At 31.2% G+C, this 17,156-nt stretch carries 13 protein-coding genes; 7 read left to right on the top strand and 6 right to left on the bottom strand.

Annotated elements, in window-relative coordinates; all coding sequences use genetic code 11:
• Positions 1-7: 7 nt before the first annotated feature.
• From ortA to oraE, 4 genes are read left to right on the top strand one after another with little or no spacing between them, the layout of a single operon-like run.
• On the top strand, positions 8-316 hold the full coding sequence (gene ortA / locus BUB65_RS02815) for a 2-amino-4-oxopentanoate thiolase subunit OrtA (protein WP_073071969.1): 309 nt from the start codon (positions 8-10) through the stop codon (positions 314-316).
• The gene (gene ortB, locus BUB65_RS02810; protein WP_073071966.1) at positions 309-1,733 is read left to right on the top strand and encodes a 2-amino-4-oxopentanoate thiolase subunit OrtB; all 1,425 of its coding nucleotides are present in this window, start codon (positions 309-311) and stop codon (positions 1,731-1,733) included. Before ortA ends, ortB begins: the two co-directional genes overlap by 8 nt.
• Positions 1,730-2,104 (top strand): ornithine aminomutase subunit alpha, encoded by a 375-nt coding sequence (locus BUB65_RS02805; protein WP_073071964.1) that lies wholly within the window; start codon positions 1,730-1,732, stop codon positions 2,102-2,104. Before ortB ends, BUB65_RS02805 begins: the two co-directional genes overlap by 4 nt.
• Positions 2,097-4,286, top strand: coding sequence for a D-ornithine 4,5-aminomutase subunit OraE (oraE, locus tag BUB65_RS02800; RefSeq protein ID WP_073071962.1), 2,190 nt, complete (start codon positions 2,097-2,099; stop codon positions 4,284-4,286). Before BUB65_RS02805 ends, oraE begins: the two co-directional genes overlap by 8 nt.
• 35 nt (positions 4,287-4,321) lie before the next feature.
• Here oraE and BUB65_RS02795 read toward each other — a convergent pair whose 3' ends face one another.
• The 3 genes from BUB65_RS02795 to BUB65_RS02785 all read right to left on the bottom strand — a co-directional run bounded on the left by BUB65_RS02795 (position 4,322) and on the right by BUB65_RS02785 (position 7,881).
• Positions 4,322-5,326 (bottom strand): LacI family DNA-binding transcriptional regulator, encoded by a 1,005-nt coding sequence (locus tag BUB65_RS02795; protein WP_073071960.1) that lies wholly within the window; start codon positions 5,324-5,326, stop codon positions 4,322-4,324.
• Positions 5,327-5,474: 148 nt separating this feature from the next.
• On the bottom strand, positions 5,475-6,536 hold the full coding sequence (locus BUB65_RS02790; RefSeq protein WP_073071958.1) for an AAA family ATPase: 1,062 nt from the start codon (positions 6,534-6,536) through the stop codon (positions 5,475-5,477).
• A gap of 121 nt (positions 6,537-6,657) precedes the next feature.
• The gene (locus BUB65_RS02785) at positions 6,658-7,881 is read right to left on the bottom strand and encodes a M48 family metallopeptidase (RefSeq protein WP_073071956.1); all 1,224 of its coding nucleotides are present in this window, start codon (positions 7,879-7,881) and stop codon (positions 6,658-6,660) included.
• Positions 7,882-8,053: 172 nt separating this feature from the next.
• On the opposite strand from BUB65_RS02785, the gene BUB65_RS02780 reads away from it, so the two are divergent.
• Genes BUB65_RS02780 through BUB65_RS02770 form a run of 3 tightly spaced genes read left to right on the top strand, consistent with a single transcriptional unit; the run spans position 8,054 to position 12,972 of the window.
• Positions 8,054-11,968: an MG2 domain-containing protein gene (locus tag BUB65_RS02780; RefSeq protein WP_073071954.1), complete on the top strand. Its 3,915-nt coding sequence runs from the start codon at positions 8,054-8,056 to the stop codon at positions 11,966-11,968.
• A complete protein-coding gene (locus tag BUB65_RS02775) occupies positions 11,874-12,389 on the top strand; it encodes a hypothetical protein (RefSeq protein ID WP_234946728.1) in 516 nt (171 codons plus the stop codon). Before BUB65_RS02780 ends, BUB65_RS02775 begins: the two co-directional genes overlap by 95 nt.
• Positions 12,307-12,972 carry a DUF1175 domain-containing protein gene (locus tag BUB65_RS02770; protein WP_234946726.1) on the top strand — a complete coding sequence of 222 codons (666 nt, stop codon included), beginning with the start codon at positions 12,307-12,309 and terminating at the stop codon, positions 12,970-12,972. Before BUB65_RS02775 ends, BUB65_RS02770 begins: the two co-directional genes overlap by 83 nt.
• On the opposite strand, the gene BUB65_RS02765 is transcribed toward BUB65_RS02770, so the two are convergent.
• From BUB65_RS02765 to BUB65_RS02755, 3 genes are all read right to left on the bottom strand, one after another.
• Complete coding sequence (locus tag BUB65_RS02765; protein WP_073071952.1) at positions 12,973-14,142, bottom strand: MFS transporter; 1,170 nt, start codon at positions 14,140-14,142, stop codon at positions 12,973-12,975.
• A 149-nt stretch (positions 14,143-14,291) separates the two neighbouring features.
• Positions 14,292-14,912, bottom strand: coding sequence for a CpsB/CapC family capsule biosynthesis tyrosine phosphatase (locus BUB65_RS02760; protein ID WP_084728013.1), 621 nt, complete (start codon positions 14,910-14,912; stop codon positions 14,292-14,294).
• A gap of 14 nt (positions 14,913-14,926) precedes the next feature.
• On the bottom strand, positions 14,927-17,092 hold the full coding sequence (locus tag BUB65_RS02755) for a GumC family protein (protein ID WP_073071947.1): 2,166 nt from the start codon (positions 17,090-17,092) through the stop codon (positions 14,927-14,929).
• Positions 17,093-17,156: the final 64 nt, after the last annotated feature.

The following is a 17,156-nucleotide window of genomic DNA, read 5'->3' as shown; positions in this document are numbered from 1 at the left end:
TGATAGAATGGAAGCCAAAAAGGGTGATTGGGTACAAATCCAAAAAACGTTACTTAAACCCGAGGAAAGAACTGCTTCGCTACCTAATGATACAAAAAAAGTTCCCCTTGAAATGAGGGTAAAAGGTTTTTTAATAAATGAGACAGCAAAATTAGGTGAAGAAGTTGAAATTGAAACTTTGATAGGGCGTAGGATCAAAGGAAAACTTGTAGCAATTAATCCAAAATATGAACATGACTTTGGTGAACCCGTTCCTGAATTAATAACTATTGGTATTGAACTGAGAAAGATTTTAGAAGGTGATAACAATGCGTGACATATCATACGAGGCTGTCTTAGCAAGAAAAAATGAAATAATGAAAAAAGCCGTTGGAATAGATTATGAAAAATTTATGAGTTCAGAACTTGCATTTGATTATGAACAAATGATGGAAGAAGTGGGATACTCCTTAGATAAAGTAAGAGAAATACAAGCAGAAACAGGAGTTGGAAACACTACACTTGTTGAATTAAAACAAATAAATAGATTGATTAAGAAAATTGCTCAAAAGGGAAAAGGTGCAAGAATTTTTGTTAAAGATGAAGCAACGAACCCGTCTGGCAGCTACAAAGACAGAAGAGCTTCTGTCAGTGTGTATCACGCTCAAAAACATGGATACAAGGGAGTTATCGCAGCAACTAGTGGTAACTATGGTGCTGCCGTTGCTTCTCAAGCAGCAAAAAGAGGGTTAAAATGCATAATTACACAGGAATGCTATGATAGTAGATGGATTGGTCAACCAGAAATACTCGAAAAAGGCAGAGCATGTGAAGCATATGGTGCGGAAGTTGTTCAATTAACCGTTGGACCTGAACTTTTCTATTACACCCTTGTTTTACTTGAAGAAACTGGTTTCTTCAATGCTTCTCTTTATACACCGTATGCAATTGCCGGAGTAGAAACTTTGGGATACGAAATTGCAATTCAAACCAAAGAATTAGTAGGTAAATATCCAGATGCAGTTGTAATTACCCACGCAGGCGGTGGAATTTTAACCGGAACGGCCCGTGGACTGAAAAAAGCTGGGGCAATTGATACAGAAATAATCGCTGCAAGTGTTAACCTGAAAGGTCTCCACATGGCAAGTGACAATGATTTTAATAAAAAATATTTTACAACTGGACATACAGGTTTTGGCATTCCATTTGCAACCTTTCCAGATAGATCGGATGTTCCAAAAAATGCTGCAAGAGCTCTGAGATATATGGATAGATATCTTCTTGTAACTCAAGGAGAAGTATTTTATATAACTGAGATGCTCGCTCAACTTGAGGGTATGCAAAGGGGACCAGCTGGAAATACGTCTCTTGCAGCGGCATTTGCTCTTGCTCTTGAAATGGATGATGATAAAGTAATTGTTGTAAACGAAACCGAATACACGGGCGCAGGAAAACTTCCCTCTGCCCAACTTACATTTGCAAAAAAAATGGGGATGGAAATAAAACGTGGCGATCCAATTAAAGAGGATATTCCAGGTAAAAGAATCGTTATACCAGAACACCCCTCTCAAATTGGATATATTGAACTTAATATGGACGATGTTAGAAGGAGTTACGTAAAAGAAGTTATAAAAAGATACAACAAAAAGAATTTCACAAATGAAGAAATAAAATTCATGGCAGAAGATACAAATACAACTGAAGAAAAAATAAAACAATTTATTAGTGAATTCCTTGGAGGTGAAGAAAATTGAAACCTAGAAAAGATGATTTTCAGGAAAGAAGTAAACATTTACAAAAAATGACTGATGAAGAATTAAACCAATATTTTTGGCATCTCGTTGAAAAAGTTGTTGAACCTCTAATAAAATTAGCTGAGACTCATACATCCCCCTCTGTTGAGAGATCCGTACTCTTAAGAATGGGGTTTAACAGCATTGAGACAAAAAAATTGGTTGATATGATTTTTCAAAGAGATTTACTTTCAAAAGGCGCAGGACACATTGTTTGGAGAATAGCAAAAGAAAAAAATTTGGATATCATTGAAGCTGGGAGACAGCTTATTGAAGGAAAACATTGGGAAGATGTAGATAGGATTTTCAAAGGGGTGAAGAAAGATGCTTGATCCAAAAAAACAAATTGATATAGATGAAATTTTAAAAGACCTTGATAAATATAGGCCCAAAAGAAAGGGATGGACTTGGAGAAAACACCTTCCAGATGGTTCCAAAATAGGAGAATACGAATATTACCAAGTAAGTGAAAATTTGAAAAATTCAATCCCCTTACCAGCTGCCCATTATTTTGGTAATATTGATCCTCAACCAGACGTTATAATAACTTCTGAAATTGCATCTGGACGATTTGAGGATGATATTAGAAGAATGAGAATGGCTGCTTGGCATGGCGCAGATCATATTATGGTTATTAGAACCCTGGGACAATCTCATTACGACAGCCTCATAGAAGGTACACCTGAAGGTGTTGGAGGAATTCCCATTACAAGAAAACAACTTCGTGCAACAAGAAAAGCTCTTGATTTAATTGAAGAAGAAGTTGGAAGGCCAATTAATTTTCATAGTTATGTTTCAGGTGTTGCTGGTCCTGAAATTGCTGTTCTTTTTGCCGAAGAAGGAGTTAATGGCGCACATCAGGACCCCCAATACAATGTGTTGTATAGGGGTATAAATCCGATTCGATCATTCGTAGATGCAGCAGTTGCAAAAAAAATCATGGCCTCTGTAAATATGCTCCAAATTGATGGTGCTCATAACGCAAATGCCTCTGCAAAACTTGCCTGGACTGTAATGCCTGAACTTCTAGTACAACATGGAATAAACTGTATGTATTCACTTAAAGCTGGTATGAGAAAAGAATACATAGCTCTTTCAACTGTTCCTCCCGTTGTTTCTCCAATGCCTGAATTTAGATACAATCTTCCATACGCAGTTGCGTTAAGGGAACTTTTTGATGGCTTTAAATTCAGAGCACAAATGAATACTAGATACATAGAATCAGATCTCTTTGATGCTACAAGAATTCACGTTTTAAATACATTAATATCAAGACTTACATCTGCAGATTTACAATCCACAATCACTCCAGATGAAGGAAGAAACGTACCTTGGCATGTAAATTCAATTAGAGGAGTTGAAACAGCAAAACATACCCTTATAGCATTAGATGGTATGAAAAAGTATGTAAAAATTGATGAAAAAGAAATAAGAACAAAAGTAAGGGAACTAAAAATGCGTGCTATTCTAATGCTTGAAGAAATTTTAGAAATGGGAGGATATTTTGAAGCATTAGAAGCTGGTATGTTTGTAGATAATGGATACTATCCAGAAAGAATAGGTGATGGTATTGCAAGAAAAAAAGATGGTGAAATTGCTGCCAATACTGTCGTTCCAAGAGATAAAGATTACATGGCACCAGTTTGTGAACATTTCGGGTACAATAACCTACCAGAAGGTGTTGAAAAACCATGTGATTTAATAGGAGGTTGTACATTCCACAATCCAGATAAGATTCAATTCATAGATGAATTGGACGAAACTGATAATGTAAAAATCAGACTTGAAAAAATCCGTGATATGAAAAAAAGAAACGTTATAAAACCGGAAGTTGAATGGTTCTCAGATGGATGGATACAATTAGATATGACTTTTGCCCTTCCTGAAGAACTTGCAGAAGCTGCTGCAATTACCATGTGTGAAAAATTGGGACTTGAAGAACCGACAATTATTCACAAAAGCGTATTACATCCAGCTGAAGGAACGTACATTGAAGTAAAGGCAAAAGTTCCATTTGAAATTGAAGTTGATAAACTAGTAATTCCAAAAAAACCAGAAACCCTTCCTGAAGAAGAAATATTTGAATTTGTAAAAAACAACCCAATTCACGTTGTTGCAGGAACAGTGGGAAATGACGAACATTCAGTTGGCTTAAGGGAAATACTTGATATAAAGCACGGCGGAATCGAAAAGTATGGTATTAAATACACGTATCTTGGAACAAGTGTGCCACCTGAAAAGTTAATAGATGCAGCGATAGAAACGGGAGCAAAAGCAATACTTGCTTCTATGATTATCACTCATAACGATGTTCATATACAAAATATGAAAAAATTACATGAACTTGCAGTTGAAAAGGGTATTAGAGATAAAATATTAATTATCGCTGGAGGAACCCAGATTAATAACGATCTTGCCGTTGAAAATGGACTTGATGCAGGATTTGGACGTGGCACTAAAGGAATTCACGTTGCCTCCTTTATCGTTAAAAAATTAAAACAACAAGAAAAATAAACAAAAAAGCTGGCTTTAAGCCAGCTTTTTTCGTTTTATGTTGATTCCCTTTTTATTAATTCAACATCTAGAATTACCCTTTTAGGTTTTTTCCTTCTTTTTGTTAATCTTTGATATAACATTTTAAACGCCTTAAAACCCATTTCATACTTTTTTATTCTAATTGTAGTTAATGAGGGACACACAAAATTAGAAAACGCTATATCATCATATCCTACTACCGCAACTTCTTCTGGAATTTTTATTTTCTCTTCTTTCAAAGCTTTCATAGCTCCTATTGCTATCAAATCGTTATAACAAAATATTCCATCAAATTTAATTCCATTCTTTAATATTTCTTTTGTTACTTTGTAACCACTCTCTATTTGTGGTGATGAAAAGTAAACCATTTTTTCATCAAACTTTATATTATAATCCATCAATGCTTTTTTATAACCTTCTAGTCTCATCTTAGCTGCAGACGTATAAAGAAAATTATCAATCATTACCAAATTTTTCTTACCAGTTTTAATTAAATGTTCCGTAGCTAAAAACGCACCACTTATTTCATCACTATGTATCTCATCAACTACAAAATTACTAATATGTCTTCCTAAAACCACAAAAGGTATATCTTTATCAAGAAGTAATTTAAAATCTTCTTCTCTAGTTTGAACAGGTGCTATTATTAGTCCATCTACTCTCCGTTCCAAAAGAAGTTTTATTGCTTGTTCTTCAGCTTCATATTCTCTCTCAGTATTCATCAAAATTATATGATAGCCATATTTCCTAGCGGCAGTTTCTATACCTTTTAACACCTCTGCAAAAAACATATTTGCACTATCTTCCAAAATTACTCCTATAATATTCGTTGCTTTTTTTCTCATATACAAAGCTGCAAAATCACGAACATATCCGAGTTCCTCAGCAACCTCCAAAATCTTCTTCTTTGTTTTTTCACTTATATCTGGTTTGTCATTCAAAGCCCTTGAAACTGTATTTATAGAAACACCCGCTGCTTTAGCAATATCTCTTATTGTTACATATTTTTTGTTATGCACTAATTCACCTCTTTTCAATCTAAGTTAAAGAAATTCTACTAAATCTACCTATCTATATTTATATTATAGCACTTTCACAGTTATACAACTAAAAAATTCTATTTTCTTACCCATTTACCTCGTGAAATGCGAGCTCGTAATTTTTGAGTTATAAATTTTTTAACCACATTGAAAAAAATGGATCAACCACGTTGTATCTTCTATTGATTTTTTCAACAACGTCTAACTTTTTTAACTTATCAAGCGCAGCTTTTACACTTCCTGCACTTATATCCAAATCATACGGTGAAATTCCGTAGGATATGCTTTTTAAAACCATCTTCTGATTTGAAGTCAACGAATCCCAAAGTGCTTCAAACATTGGTCTTTCAGATAAAAGAACTAAATTTACAGCTTCTTCTAAATTTTCTTCATAACACTTTTCATTATTTGATGATATATTCCATAAAATATGTGAAATATACTGCATGTAATATGGATGACCCATACATATTTCGTATAATCTTTCCACCAGTTTTTTATCTATTTTTATATTTGTTGATTCAAACTTGTGTTTCACAAAACCGACTGCCTCTTCTTTATTTAACGAACCTAAATTGTAAATCTTGGAAAACCTATAAAATGGTTTTTCAAGATTTGAAAATATTTCGTACATTACATGTCTTCTACTTCCAGAAAAAATAAAGGTCGTATTTTCAAACAACTGAGCTTTTTTCCTAAAAAGTGCTAAAAGGTCAATTTCTTTAATATTCGTAATTTCTTGAAATTCATCGAGTGCAACAACAACTTGTCCACCTATCTTCTCAGGTAATGCAATAACCTCCTCGATATTCTTTATACTCGGTGAAACTTTAAAACTGGCGCCAAATGGTCCAAAATTTATTTGTAAATCTTCAAGATTTGGAAAAATCTTTTTCCAAGAAGCTGTAATCTTTTTTACTCCCCCAAGATATTCAAAAAAAGCTCTTACATAAACATCTAAGAAATCTTGAATAGTCGTAATTCCCATTAAATCAATATACACTGTTTTCAAATAATTCAACCTGTCAAATATGTTTAAGATAAGTGAAGTCTTTCCATATCTTCTAGGCGAAATGAGAGTAATGCTTACCCCGCTCTTAATATCAGAGATTATCTCGTTTATTTCATTTTCTCTATCACAAAAATCATGCCCTTTAACAACCACACCAAACTTGAAGGGATTTACCATATAATCACCTCGCAAAAAGAAAGCTCGTTTATTACGAGGTGATTATACCACATATTCCCTTTATTTTAAAATACTGCTAAACTAAGGAATTTTTATACAAGAATAAAAACAAAAATCCCATTCATATTTTTAAATCATACAGCCTTTTTATTCTCTCTTCAGGAGAAGGGTGATTGTAATGCCATATTTTATAAAGTGGAAGGGGATTTATATTGGATAAATTTTCTTTAATTAACCTTTTAAGACTTGAAATCAAATAATCTGTAGTTCCCACTAATTTAGCAGAATAAGCATCTGCTTCATATTCAAACTTTCTTTGAATATAATTAACTATTGGTACTATAAAGGAAATAGCTGAAGAGATAAAAATAAATGCATATATAAATACTGAATAAGGCTTTGATACGTTAAATACATGATAACTTAATATATAGTTATATACAACATTTACTAAATATATCATTAATGTATAGAAAATAGAAACTATTATCAGAAGTTTTGGAATATGTTTTTTCACATTATGTCCCAATTCATGTGCAACAATTGCTAAAATTTCTTCTTGAGAATAATCTAATATTGTATCGTATAACACAAGTTTTTTTGACTTTCCAATACCAGTTAAGTAAGCATTTTGTTTTTTTGTTCGCTTTGATGCATCCATAACGTATATATCTGATACTTTAAATTGTGCAGTTTTTAATAACTTGTTGATCTTCTTCTTTAACTCACCGTCTTCAAGAGGGGTAAATTTGTTAAATATCGGTGCAATAAATATGGGATATATCATAGTAACAAACAGTTGAAAAGCTATAAAAACTAAAGATACCTTCCACCACCAATTAGATTCAACCTTTAATATCCAAATAAGTAATGCTATAAGCGGGGTGAATAACACAATACTTACTACCATATTCTTTATAGTATCTGCTATAAATGTTTTATAAGTCATCGTGTTAAAACCATATTTTTCTTCTACAATAAAGTTTGAATACATCTTTATTGGAAGATTTACAAGAATGTTAATCACCCAATATATTCCAAAAAAGATCAATCCTTGGAGAATTACCGAATTAGAAATTTTTGAAACTAAACTTTCAAAATACGGAAATCCCCAAAAAATAAACACCAAAGTAAGTATTAAATTTAATATTATTGAGGCAACTTTTACACGTGTAGTATCCTTTAAATATTTTTTTGAACGTTCAAAATCTTTTTCAGAAATTTTATCTTTCAAAACTTCTGGAATAGATGTAGAACTTGTCGAATATTTCATATTCCAAATTCCCAAAACTACTTCCCAAATTGCTTCAAAAACAATTACAAATAAAAAAATAATATAAAACATCTTATCACCTCTGTTATTTAATCTATATTTTTCATTATATCATCATTTTAGAAATTTATGCACTTAACAATGTATTAACAATAACTTAAATAACCACATTGAATTCTTAATAAATTTTGATATAATTATTACGTATAAATTAATGCTGTGCCTTCAATTAAGGGGGGATATTATGAAAAAATTGCTTATAATACTACTTATTTTAGCGTCTGCAATTTCTTTTTCAAAAATCTATTTTACGTCACCAGATGTTCTAATCTATCCCAATCGAACAATTTATTTTAGATCTAATGAACAATTCTATGTACAGGTATTCCGTTTTAACATTAATAAAAATGTGTTACAAGGAATACTTTACGGCGATATGGAAATCTCAGATTTTACGCTTAAAAAGCAATCTGATGACGTGTATAAAATAATACTTCCAGATATCCCAGGAGCTTATTATGTGCTTGTAAAAGGAGGAAAAAATGCAGTTAACAATTTATTTTTCCTAACACATTTTGAAGCATTTGTAGCTTCCTCTAAAAAACAATTGTTTTTCTCTGTATATGATTTGAAAAACAAAAGATTTATTAATAAACTATATTATTATGACAAAAATCTCAAAAAAACGTTAACTGGACCTATTTTTAACTTTGATATTGAACGTTACAAAAGCAAGGTATTTTTTATTGATAACAATGTGGTTTTTCTTTCAAAATACGGTGGTTGGTCTAGTTATCCAGAAAAAAAAGCGATTGTTTTTACCGATAAACCTATTTATAAACCTGGAGATATTATTCATTTCAGGGTTAATTTGTTTAAAAGATCAAAAGATAAATACATTCCTTATCCTTCCACTGTAACGATTTCTTTGAAAGATCCTTTTAATAACATCATATATTCTAATACATTTAAAACCGATGAGTATGGTGGTGCTGTTTTTGATTATAAAACGACCTCTGAAATAATAACAGGAAACTATACAGTAATCGTAAAAGAAAATAATGATGTAATTTCATGGTTCTATTTTTTAATTCAAGATTATACAAAACCAACATATACAATTACATTAACTCCCAGTTCAACTCAGATCGTCGCTGGCAATACCCTGCAAGTAAAATTGAAAGCAACGTATTTAAATGGGGATCCCGTTAAAAATGCAGAAGTTCTATTTTACGGTTTTCTCAATACAAATTTAATAAATAAAATGCGAGTTGTAACAGATAATAACGGTGAAGCTGTTTACTATCTCCATCTTGATAAACCAGGAATGTATAAGATTCAAGCTTTGGTAGTTGATGATTCTGGAAAACAATACGACAAGAAAATTTACGTTGAAGCTAAAGCAGATAATGTAAATATTGAAAGTAAAATTGAAAATAACATTTTAAAATTGTATATAACTGATCTTTCGGGAAATCCCTTAAACGGTATAGGTGTTGTCACAATTAATGATGTTGATTCTTACTTTAAAGTGTTAAACGGAAGGGCAGAGATTGAAATACCAAAAAACGTTTGGAAAGTCACTGTAAAGTTTGGCAAAGAAATCAAAAATATATTCACAAGATATTCTAGAGGAGAAAGTGGTATTTTAACCGCAGATAAAATGGAGGTAAAATTAGGAGAAACAGTTAATATAACAGTAGAACCAAAAAATGACGTAGGAATATTAGTTACAGGTGCAGAACAAATAAGGGATTTTATATTAATAACCAAAAAACAAACAGTTACAATTAAAATCCCCAATGACGAAATTGCAAAAAGTTATTTTGTGCAATTTTATGGCCTAAAATCTTACGATTTGCTAAATATTAAGATTAAACATAACAGAGTTAAAAAACTCAATATTGTACTTAATAAAAGCGTTTATAAACCAGGAGAATTTGTCAACGTTGCATTTGAAAAATCAAAATCTTTAAAGATTGTAAGTGTCGTAGATGAAGGATTATATCTCATTTCAAATCCACCATCTGTTTTGGAAAATTTATACCCAGAACATCCTTATCCAGACTTTGATGTATATAAATCGATAAGATATATTTACTTTGGCTCTCTTTCTAAATTTGAAAAAAATATCAAAAGTCATATTTTCGCCTCAACCAAAGAAACAAGTGAAAGAAGAATAAGGGACTATTTCCCAGAAACTGCGTATTGGAACCCAAAATTATATGAAAATGAATTTTCATTTAAAGCACCGGATAGTATTACCAAGTGGAGAGTAACCGCTTATGAAATTTCTAAAGATTATATTGCGGAAGGAAATATCAATTTTGTGGTTACAAAACCTTTTGAAATAAAGATTTTCGTACCAGATTTTCTAACAGTAGGTGATAATGTAAATGGACTTTTGTACATCAAAAATTACACTGGAAACAAAGGAAAAGTAGAAGTTAAACTTTCTGCAGAAAATGTTGAAATGATAAACTTTGAATCAGGTACCTTTTATATAGAAAAAGATTTAAAAATTCCATTTAAAATAAAAGTTTCAAATGAAGGAACAGCTACAATAACTGCTGAGGCTTCAATGCTTAATGAATATGATGGAATAAAAATTTCTATTCCAATTCAACCACAATATTTCGAAAAAAATATAAGTAAAATAATAAAAATCAACGGTGAAAAGATTTTCAACAAAGAAGATGAAATAAGAATAATAAACAATATAAAAGATATTCTCAAACCTTCAATAAAGGCGTTAATCAAATACCCATACGGCTGTGTAGAACAAACAATGAGTTCTTTCTATCCCGCGCTTGTTGCAAAAAAATTCGTTGAATATCCAAACCTCGATGATATTATTCTAAAAGGATTGCAAAGACTTTTAAAATTTCAACATCGTGATGGTGGATGGGGCTGGTGGATGAATGATGAAAGCAGTGTATTCATGACTTCATATGTTTTAGAGGGCTTGTACTACACAAAACTATTAGGTTATTATTTTCCAAACGAGGTTATTGAAAACGCAATTATATATCTTAAAAAACAAAAATTGAATGGATATTCTGCGTTTGTTTTAAATCTATTTGGTGAAAAAGTTGATTTTCAAGGCGAAAATATAATCGACTATGTCTACACCTCTCCAGAAAAAATTAGAGAATACGCTATTGAAGACAATGATAAAGCGTACATTAAAGGTACAGGATTTTATTCTAACGTCCAACTTACAAGTATTGCTATAAGAACTCTTTCAAGAAATAATAAATATCTTGATCTAAGAGATAAAATGATCAATTATTTATTAAGTATGAAAAGAGGCCCGTTCTGGTATTCGACAAAAGATACAGCACTTTCAGTTCTTGCCATAATAGAAAGTCAAGATTTTGAAAAATACAAAAGTAATCTAATCATTGAAGAGAACGAAAAAAATATTATTGTAAAAGGTAATGGTTATGTGGAAGTTAAATCTATTGAGAAAATCCATTCTCAAAATGTTTCTAATGGAATTAAAATACAAAATGAACTTTTCAAAAGATACGAAGTATTATTCGATGATAAATACATAGATGCATTTTTACCATTAGATAGTAAGTACATTCCTGTAAGCATTTCATATACATCAACACCAACATTTTTTTCTCCAATTCCTGATGATATTTCTAAAATAATTCATGGCGGAACACCTGTTTCGTTTAGTAATAATAACCTTGTAATAGAAGGACCATTTAAATTCATTGGAAACGACTATTACTTTGAAGATGGTTTTTATAGTGTACAATTTGCGGCAAATCAGGATTTTGAAATACATAAAGGAGACTTTTTAAAAACTGTAATTAACATTGATGGTAAAGGTGAATATCTTATAGTAGAAGAGTACTTACCCGCTTGTGCTCAAGTTATTAAAAATTACAGTGAAAAAACTCCCGATTATTACGGTAAATTTTCATACCAATGGTATGAAGATTATAACCTTTGGTACTCTTATCAAGATCTTAAAAAAGACAAAATAGCGTTTTTCATTCGTTACCTTAACCCTGGAAAACTCAACTATTATTGGAGGGTAACTTACAATGGAACCTTTGTTAAAAAACCAACCTATATTTTCAACATGTATTATGAAGACACTTTTGCTATTGGCTCTCTTGATACCTTTATTATCAAATAGCAACGTTGTTATACCAATAAATACTGAAAATTTTGAAATTCCATTTTCTGTGTGGGACGAATTGAATGTATTTTTAGAAGAGGCAAGTCTGACTTTACCTCCAACTCCTGTACTTTTGTATGAAGCTAAAAGCCTGTATGAGTTTAATTTACTCACAGGTAAACCGTACAGCATAGGTGGTGTATACAAAGATTTTCTAATTATTCTTCAACCAATAAATATTCTTAAGTCGAAGGGAATATATGAAAAGATACTACTTCACGAACTTCTTCACTGGGTGTTATACAACTTAGATGAAAAATTTCAAGAAGGAGTGATATATTGGTGGTTGGGAGAATATGAAAAACCTGAAGTTGAAGTTTTTCTTGATAATTTTAATGGTAATTTGTCAAACTTTATTATTTCCCACTGGGAAAATTAATAAAGAATATCTAACAGAAATGCTTTTGGATGTACAAGATTCCTTAAATTTCAGGTTATGGTTTGTAGCAATAGCATTAGATAACGTAAATAATGAACATCCAACATTTACCACAAAAGATTGTTCGGGATTCATTTTTTATGCTTTAAAAGAAAGTTTGAAAAAGCATGATGATAATTGGTTTGAAAAAACCAATTATCAAGGTCCAATATTTGATGATGTTAAAAAATACAACTATCCTGATACTCCTCTGGGAATTAACATATTTTTTAATGGAAAATCTTTTGTAAGTTATGTTAATGCATATAATTTACTGCATTTTAATACTAGATTTGTTTCTTTTGATAGACAATATGCAAAACCAGGCGATCTTGTTTTCTATTTTCACCCCGAAGATCCGGAATTTCCATATCATGTGATGATATATACTGGGAACGGATTTGTATATCATACAGGTCCTGATAACGGTGAAATAAGATATGTTACATTTGAAAATATGATGTTAGGCGATATGGCCTGGAGACCCATTAAACTTAACCCAGCTTTTCTTGGATACTTTAGACTTTATTTTCTTTCAAATTAATTAATTTTTTGATTTTTGAAATTTGCGCAGTTGATACAAAAACACCGTACCTACTAGAGTGATAAGTCCAACTGTATAGTATGCAGGAATTGTCCCTTTGTTATCGAGAACCCATCCAACAAAAGGGGCAAGTATTGCAAATGATAAATTTGCAAGTAAACTTGAAAAAGAAATCACAGTAGCTCTGTATTTATCTTCTATTTGATGATTTATATAAAACCTTAAGGTTGAAGGATGAAGACCTCTTACCACTTGCTGAAGTGCAATAATCACAAGCGCAATTTTCGAAAGAAACATAGCTGGTACTATAAAACTAATCACCATCAACAGACATAAAGCAAGAAGTACTTTTCTTGGCCTTACATTCTTGTATCTCTTCACTAGTACTTTTGAACTAAATGCAGCCACTAAATTGAATAAAAAGAATACTATACCATAATAGGCAATATCAAGTTGAATCGCAGAAAAATATGGTTGGTATATCCAGTAACCTACCCTTAGTGCAAAACCCATCAACATCGCATAAAACATTGCCCAAAAAACACGTGGTATCTTAAAAATAAGGCCTGCACTTTTCAAAACATGTGTTACATATTTATGTTCACTTTTTTCTCTTTCAGTTTCAACGAAAAATAAAGCGATAACTGCGGCAATTAAAACATTTAAGAAGCTTATCCAAAATGGTATAACAGCATTTATTTTAAATAGAAACCCACTTGCTATTGATCCAATAGCTTGACCAATAAATACATACGACAAAGCACTTCCTTCTCTTTGCTGATATTCAGAAGTTCTTCCAAGTTTTTTTAAACTTTCATATAATAATGCTGAATCTGCACCACTTCCAAATGTAAAACCTATTCCAAAAATAATTTCAGCAATTGCAAACATGAAGAATGAATTGAAAACGATATAAATCCACATACATATTGCAATAAATAATCCAGACAAGAAAAGGGAAAACTTCCTTGAAAATTTATCAGCAATACTTCCCGTCGGTACTTCAAACAAAAAGACCGCAACTGCAGAAATTGATTGCAATAACATTATTTGGGTATAATCTAGTCCCTTTAAAAGCATGTACGGAACCAGAACTGGCCCAATTATGAGCATATTTATCATAAATCTATACATGGGATAAATCGAAATATTATAATGATAGCTTTGCATATACTCCCCCCTAAAATTAATATTATAAAGATAAACATCTTTTAATATTTAATTTTTGACATTATACTATAATGACAAAGATATGTCAATTGGTTTAAAAAAAATGACCGGTTAAATCCCGGTCATTTTTATCTAAACTCTTTATTCTGTTATGTTAAATTTAAGATTTCCATGCTTTTTTCAAATATGTCTTTGTATTTTTCAAAAAATGAAAAATCTATCTCAGACAAATTGCCATGACAATCAGTTGAAAGAAAATCAATCAATGAATTTTTAAGAAAATAGTTATCACTTTCAATTGCTTCAAAATTCATCTGAAAATAAACATTCATTGTTTTTAATCTATCAATTAATAGTTCATTATCTTTAAGCCATTTATATCTTTCAACGTGGGCTAAAATTATTTCATAACCTTCCAATTGAAATTCAAAAATCTTGTCAAGTAAGTACATGGGATAAACATCTCTAGGAAGTTCTAAAAGCAAAAAATAATCATTAATTGGTATAAATTTTTCAACTTTTTCAGTTAAGTAAATTTCACTTCCAAGAAATGTTTTTACACCTATCTCATCAAACTTTGGCTTTAATCTTTTATACGTATCAGAAATCTTTTCTATACTCGTTTTCACACTATAGTGATTAACATGAGGGGTAAATACTACAATATTTATACCTTTTTTTTTATACTCCTCAAGTACCAAAAATGCTTCTTCTTCAGTTTTTATTCCATCATCTACTGCAGGTAAAATATGTGTATGCATATCTAACATAATTTCACCTACTTTTATTTTTTATGCCTTTTAAACCTTCTCTTCTTTTTTCCTCCTTCTTCATCATAATAATAATAGTAATAATAGTAATAATAATTAGATGACTTTTCATTAATATCATTAATTATTATTCCTAGAAGATTTGCTCCAGATGTTTCAATATTTTCAATTGCAATTCTCAAAGAATGTTTTTGAGTTGTACCAGCTCTTACAACTAATACCATACCATCTGTGTGTTTGGAAACTATCAATGCATCAGCAGCGGCAAGAATTGGTGGAAGATCTATTACTATCCTTTCATATTTTTCCTTTAGTGTATTTATTAACTCCTTAAATTTTTTGGATGTTAAAACAACAGTTGGGTTTGGGGGAAGAGGTCCAACAGGTATGATATCTAAATTCTCCATGTAATTTTGGGTAATCTTTTCAATTGGGACATCTTTTAAGATGTGATTCACAACTCCCATATTAAAACGCTTTAAACCAAGTACTTTTTCAACTCTAGGTTTTCTCATATCAAGATCCAATAAAAGGGTGTTAACACCATTTTGAGCATATGAAATTGCAAGATTAGCTGCAGTTATCGTCTTCCCCTCACCTGGTCCAGAACTACTAATAGCTATTACCTTTGGTTCAGGTGTAACCGAATAATTAATGTTAGTTGATACAAGCTTTAGCGATTCTGCTTGTGGAGATGTTGGACTATTTAAAACTATTAACTCAGGATTTTTTAAATCTTTCTTCAGCTCAAATCTTGGAATTCTACCAAGAATTACTTTCCCTTTTGCAATTCTTTTTAACTCTTCTTCATCCTTTATACTTTTATCTGCATATTCAACGAGAAAAACAAATAATATACCAAGGAATATACCGAGAACACCGCCAATAGCAAGAGTTAATTTCTTGTTTGGTTTAACCGGTTTGTCAGGTACAATTGCTTTGTCTATAATGCTTGCTGTTCCTACTACACCTGCCTCTGCTATTCTTGTTTCTTCAAGTTTTTCAAGTAAAAGTGTATATAAATTCTCTTTTACCTTTATGTCCCTATTAAGCTCTAGTAATTTTTGCTCAAGTAATGGTAACTTTGATAACTTTTCCTGGTAAGTATCTCTTAATTTATTAAGTGATTTAATTATTGAATCATACACTTCCCCTTTGTACTGAGCTTCTATCAATTGTGTATACAATTCTTGATAAGCAGGATTGATTGTTTGAACTTGAGAAGTAACAATCTTTGCAACTTCTTCTTTCAATAACTTTTCTGTCTCGCTAATTTTTTCTTTTATTTCCAAAACCTTTGGATCACTTTCTGAATAAGTTTGTGTTAGACCAGCAAGTTCTATTCTATATTCAACAAGCTTTGATTTTAATTGGCTAACTATTGGATTTGTAGTAATTGTTTCAGAAGAAATTATCTTTTCATCCACCTTTTTCAACATCTCGTTGAGTGCAGCAATGGTTGCTTTGTTTTCTTGAAGTTGAAGCATATACGAATTTACTTGACTATCGTAATTTAGCATAAGTGACAAAAGATTCTTTGCTTCTTCGTCAAGGACAAATACGTTGTTTTCTTCTTTAAATTTTCTCAAATTATCTTCTGCTTTTTTCAACTCTTCCTCAACAATTGGAATCTGTTGTTCTATAAAGTGCCTCTTAACAGTATACTCGTTCTTTGAAAGACTTTTTAATAACTCGTTGTATACTTCTGCAAGCCTATTTGCTATATTACTAGCAAGCATAGGATCATCACTTTGTACAGAAATTTTCACTATTTTTGTATCTTTCACGGGGGAAATTGATATCATATTACTAACAATTCCTATTACATCATTTTTAGTAATTTCTGGATTTTGAGTTTTATTTCTAAAATATGATACTAAATCAAGATCATCAACAACTGTTTCAATATTTCTTCGACTTTTTATAAGTTCAACCTCTGTAGAAATATCAGGCCTTCCAGGCGTAACTTGTGAAGTAAATAAATCGGTAATTGAACCAGCAGACTGCGGTTCAATTTTTAAAGTTGCACTAGCTTCATATATTGGCGTTGCATATATAAGGTACACTACCACAGCAACTACCGTTAAAATTAATGTTGTCATAAAAACCCAAAATCGTTTTTTGAAAATATGGATGATATCTTCAAGTGTAAGTTCGTCTTGGATGATTTCTGGATCCATATAACTCCCCCATTCAAAAAGTTTTTGGCGGAAATCATATATTATTATATCACATTATATCACA

The organism is Thermosipho atlanticus DSM 15807, assembly GCF_900129985.1.
Classification (GTDB): domain Bacteria; phylum Thermotogota; class Thermotogae; order Thermotogales; family Fervidobacteriaceae; genus Thermosipho_A; species Thermosipho_A atlanticus.
The sequence above is the reverse complement of the archived record's forward strand: the minus strand, read 5'-3'. Positions and strand labels throughout refer to the sequence as shown.

What these genes read in the sequence shown, in the direction of transcription:
- ortA (WP_073071969.1), top strand. Translation starts at nt 8, where the DNA reads ATGGAAGCCAAAAAGGGTGATTGGGTACAAATCCAAAAAACGTTACTT.
- ortB (WP_073071966.1), top strand. Translation starts at nt 309, where the DNA reads ATGCGTGACATATCATACGAGGCTGTCTTAGCAAGAAAAAATGAAATA.
- oraE (WP_073071962.1), top strand. Translation starts at nt 2,097, where the DNA reads ATGCTTGATCCAAAAAAACAAATTGATATAGATGAAATTTTAAAAGAC.
- BUB65_RS02790 (WP_073071958.1), bottom strand. Translation starts at nt 6,536, where the DNA reads ATGGTAAATCCCTTCAAGTTTGGTGTGGTTGTTAAAGGGCATGATTTT.
- BUB65_RS02785 (WP_073071956.1), bottom strand. Translation starts at nt 7,881, where the DNA reads ATGTTTTATATTATTTTTTTATTTGTAATTGTTTTTGAAGCAATTTGG.
- BUB65_RS02780 (WP_073071954.1), top strand. Translation starts at nt 8,054, where the DNA reads ATGAAAAAATTGCTTATAATACTACTTATTTTAGCGTCTGCAATTTCT.
- BUB65_RS02775 (WP_234946728.1), top strand. Translation starts at nt 11,874, where the DNA reads ATGGAACCTTTGTTAAAAAACCAACCTATATTTTCAACATGTATTATG.
- BUB65_RS02770 (WP_234946726.1), top strand. Translation starts at nt 12,307, where the DNA reads ATGAAAAACCTGAAGTTGAAGTTTTTCTTGATAATTTTAATGGTAATT.
- BUB65_RS02765 (WP_073071952.1), bottom strand. Translation starts at nt 14,142, where the DNA reads ATGCAAAGCTATCATTATAATATTTCGATTTATCCCATGTATAGATTT.
- BUB65_RS02760 (WP_084728013.1), bottom strand. Translation starts at nt 14,912, where the DNA reads ATGTTAGATATGCATACACATATTTTACCTGCAGTAGATGATGGAATA.
- BUB65_RS02755 (WP_073071947.1), bottom strand. Translation starts at nt 17,092, where the DNA reads ATGGATCCAGAAATCATCCAAGACGAACTTACACTTGAAGATATCATC.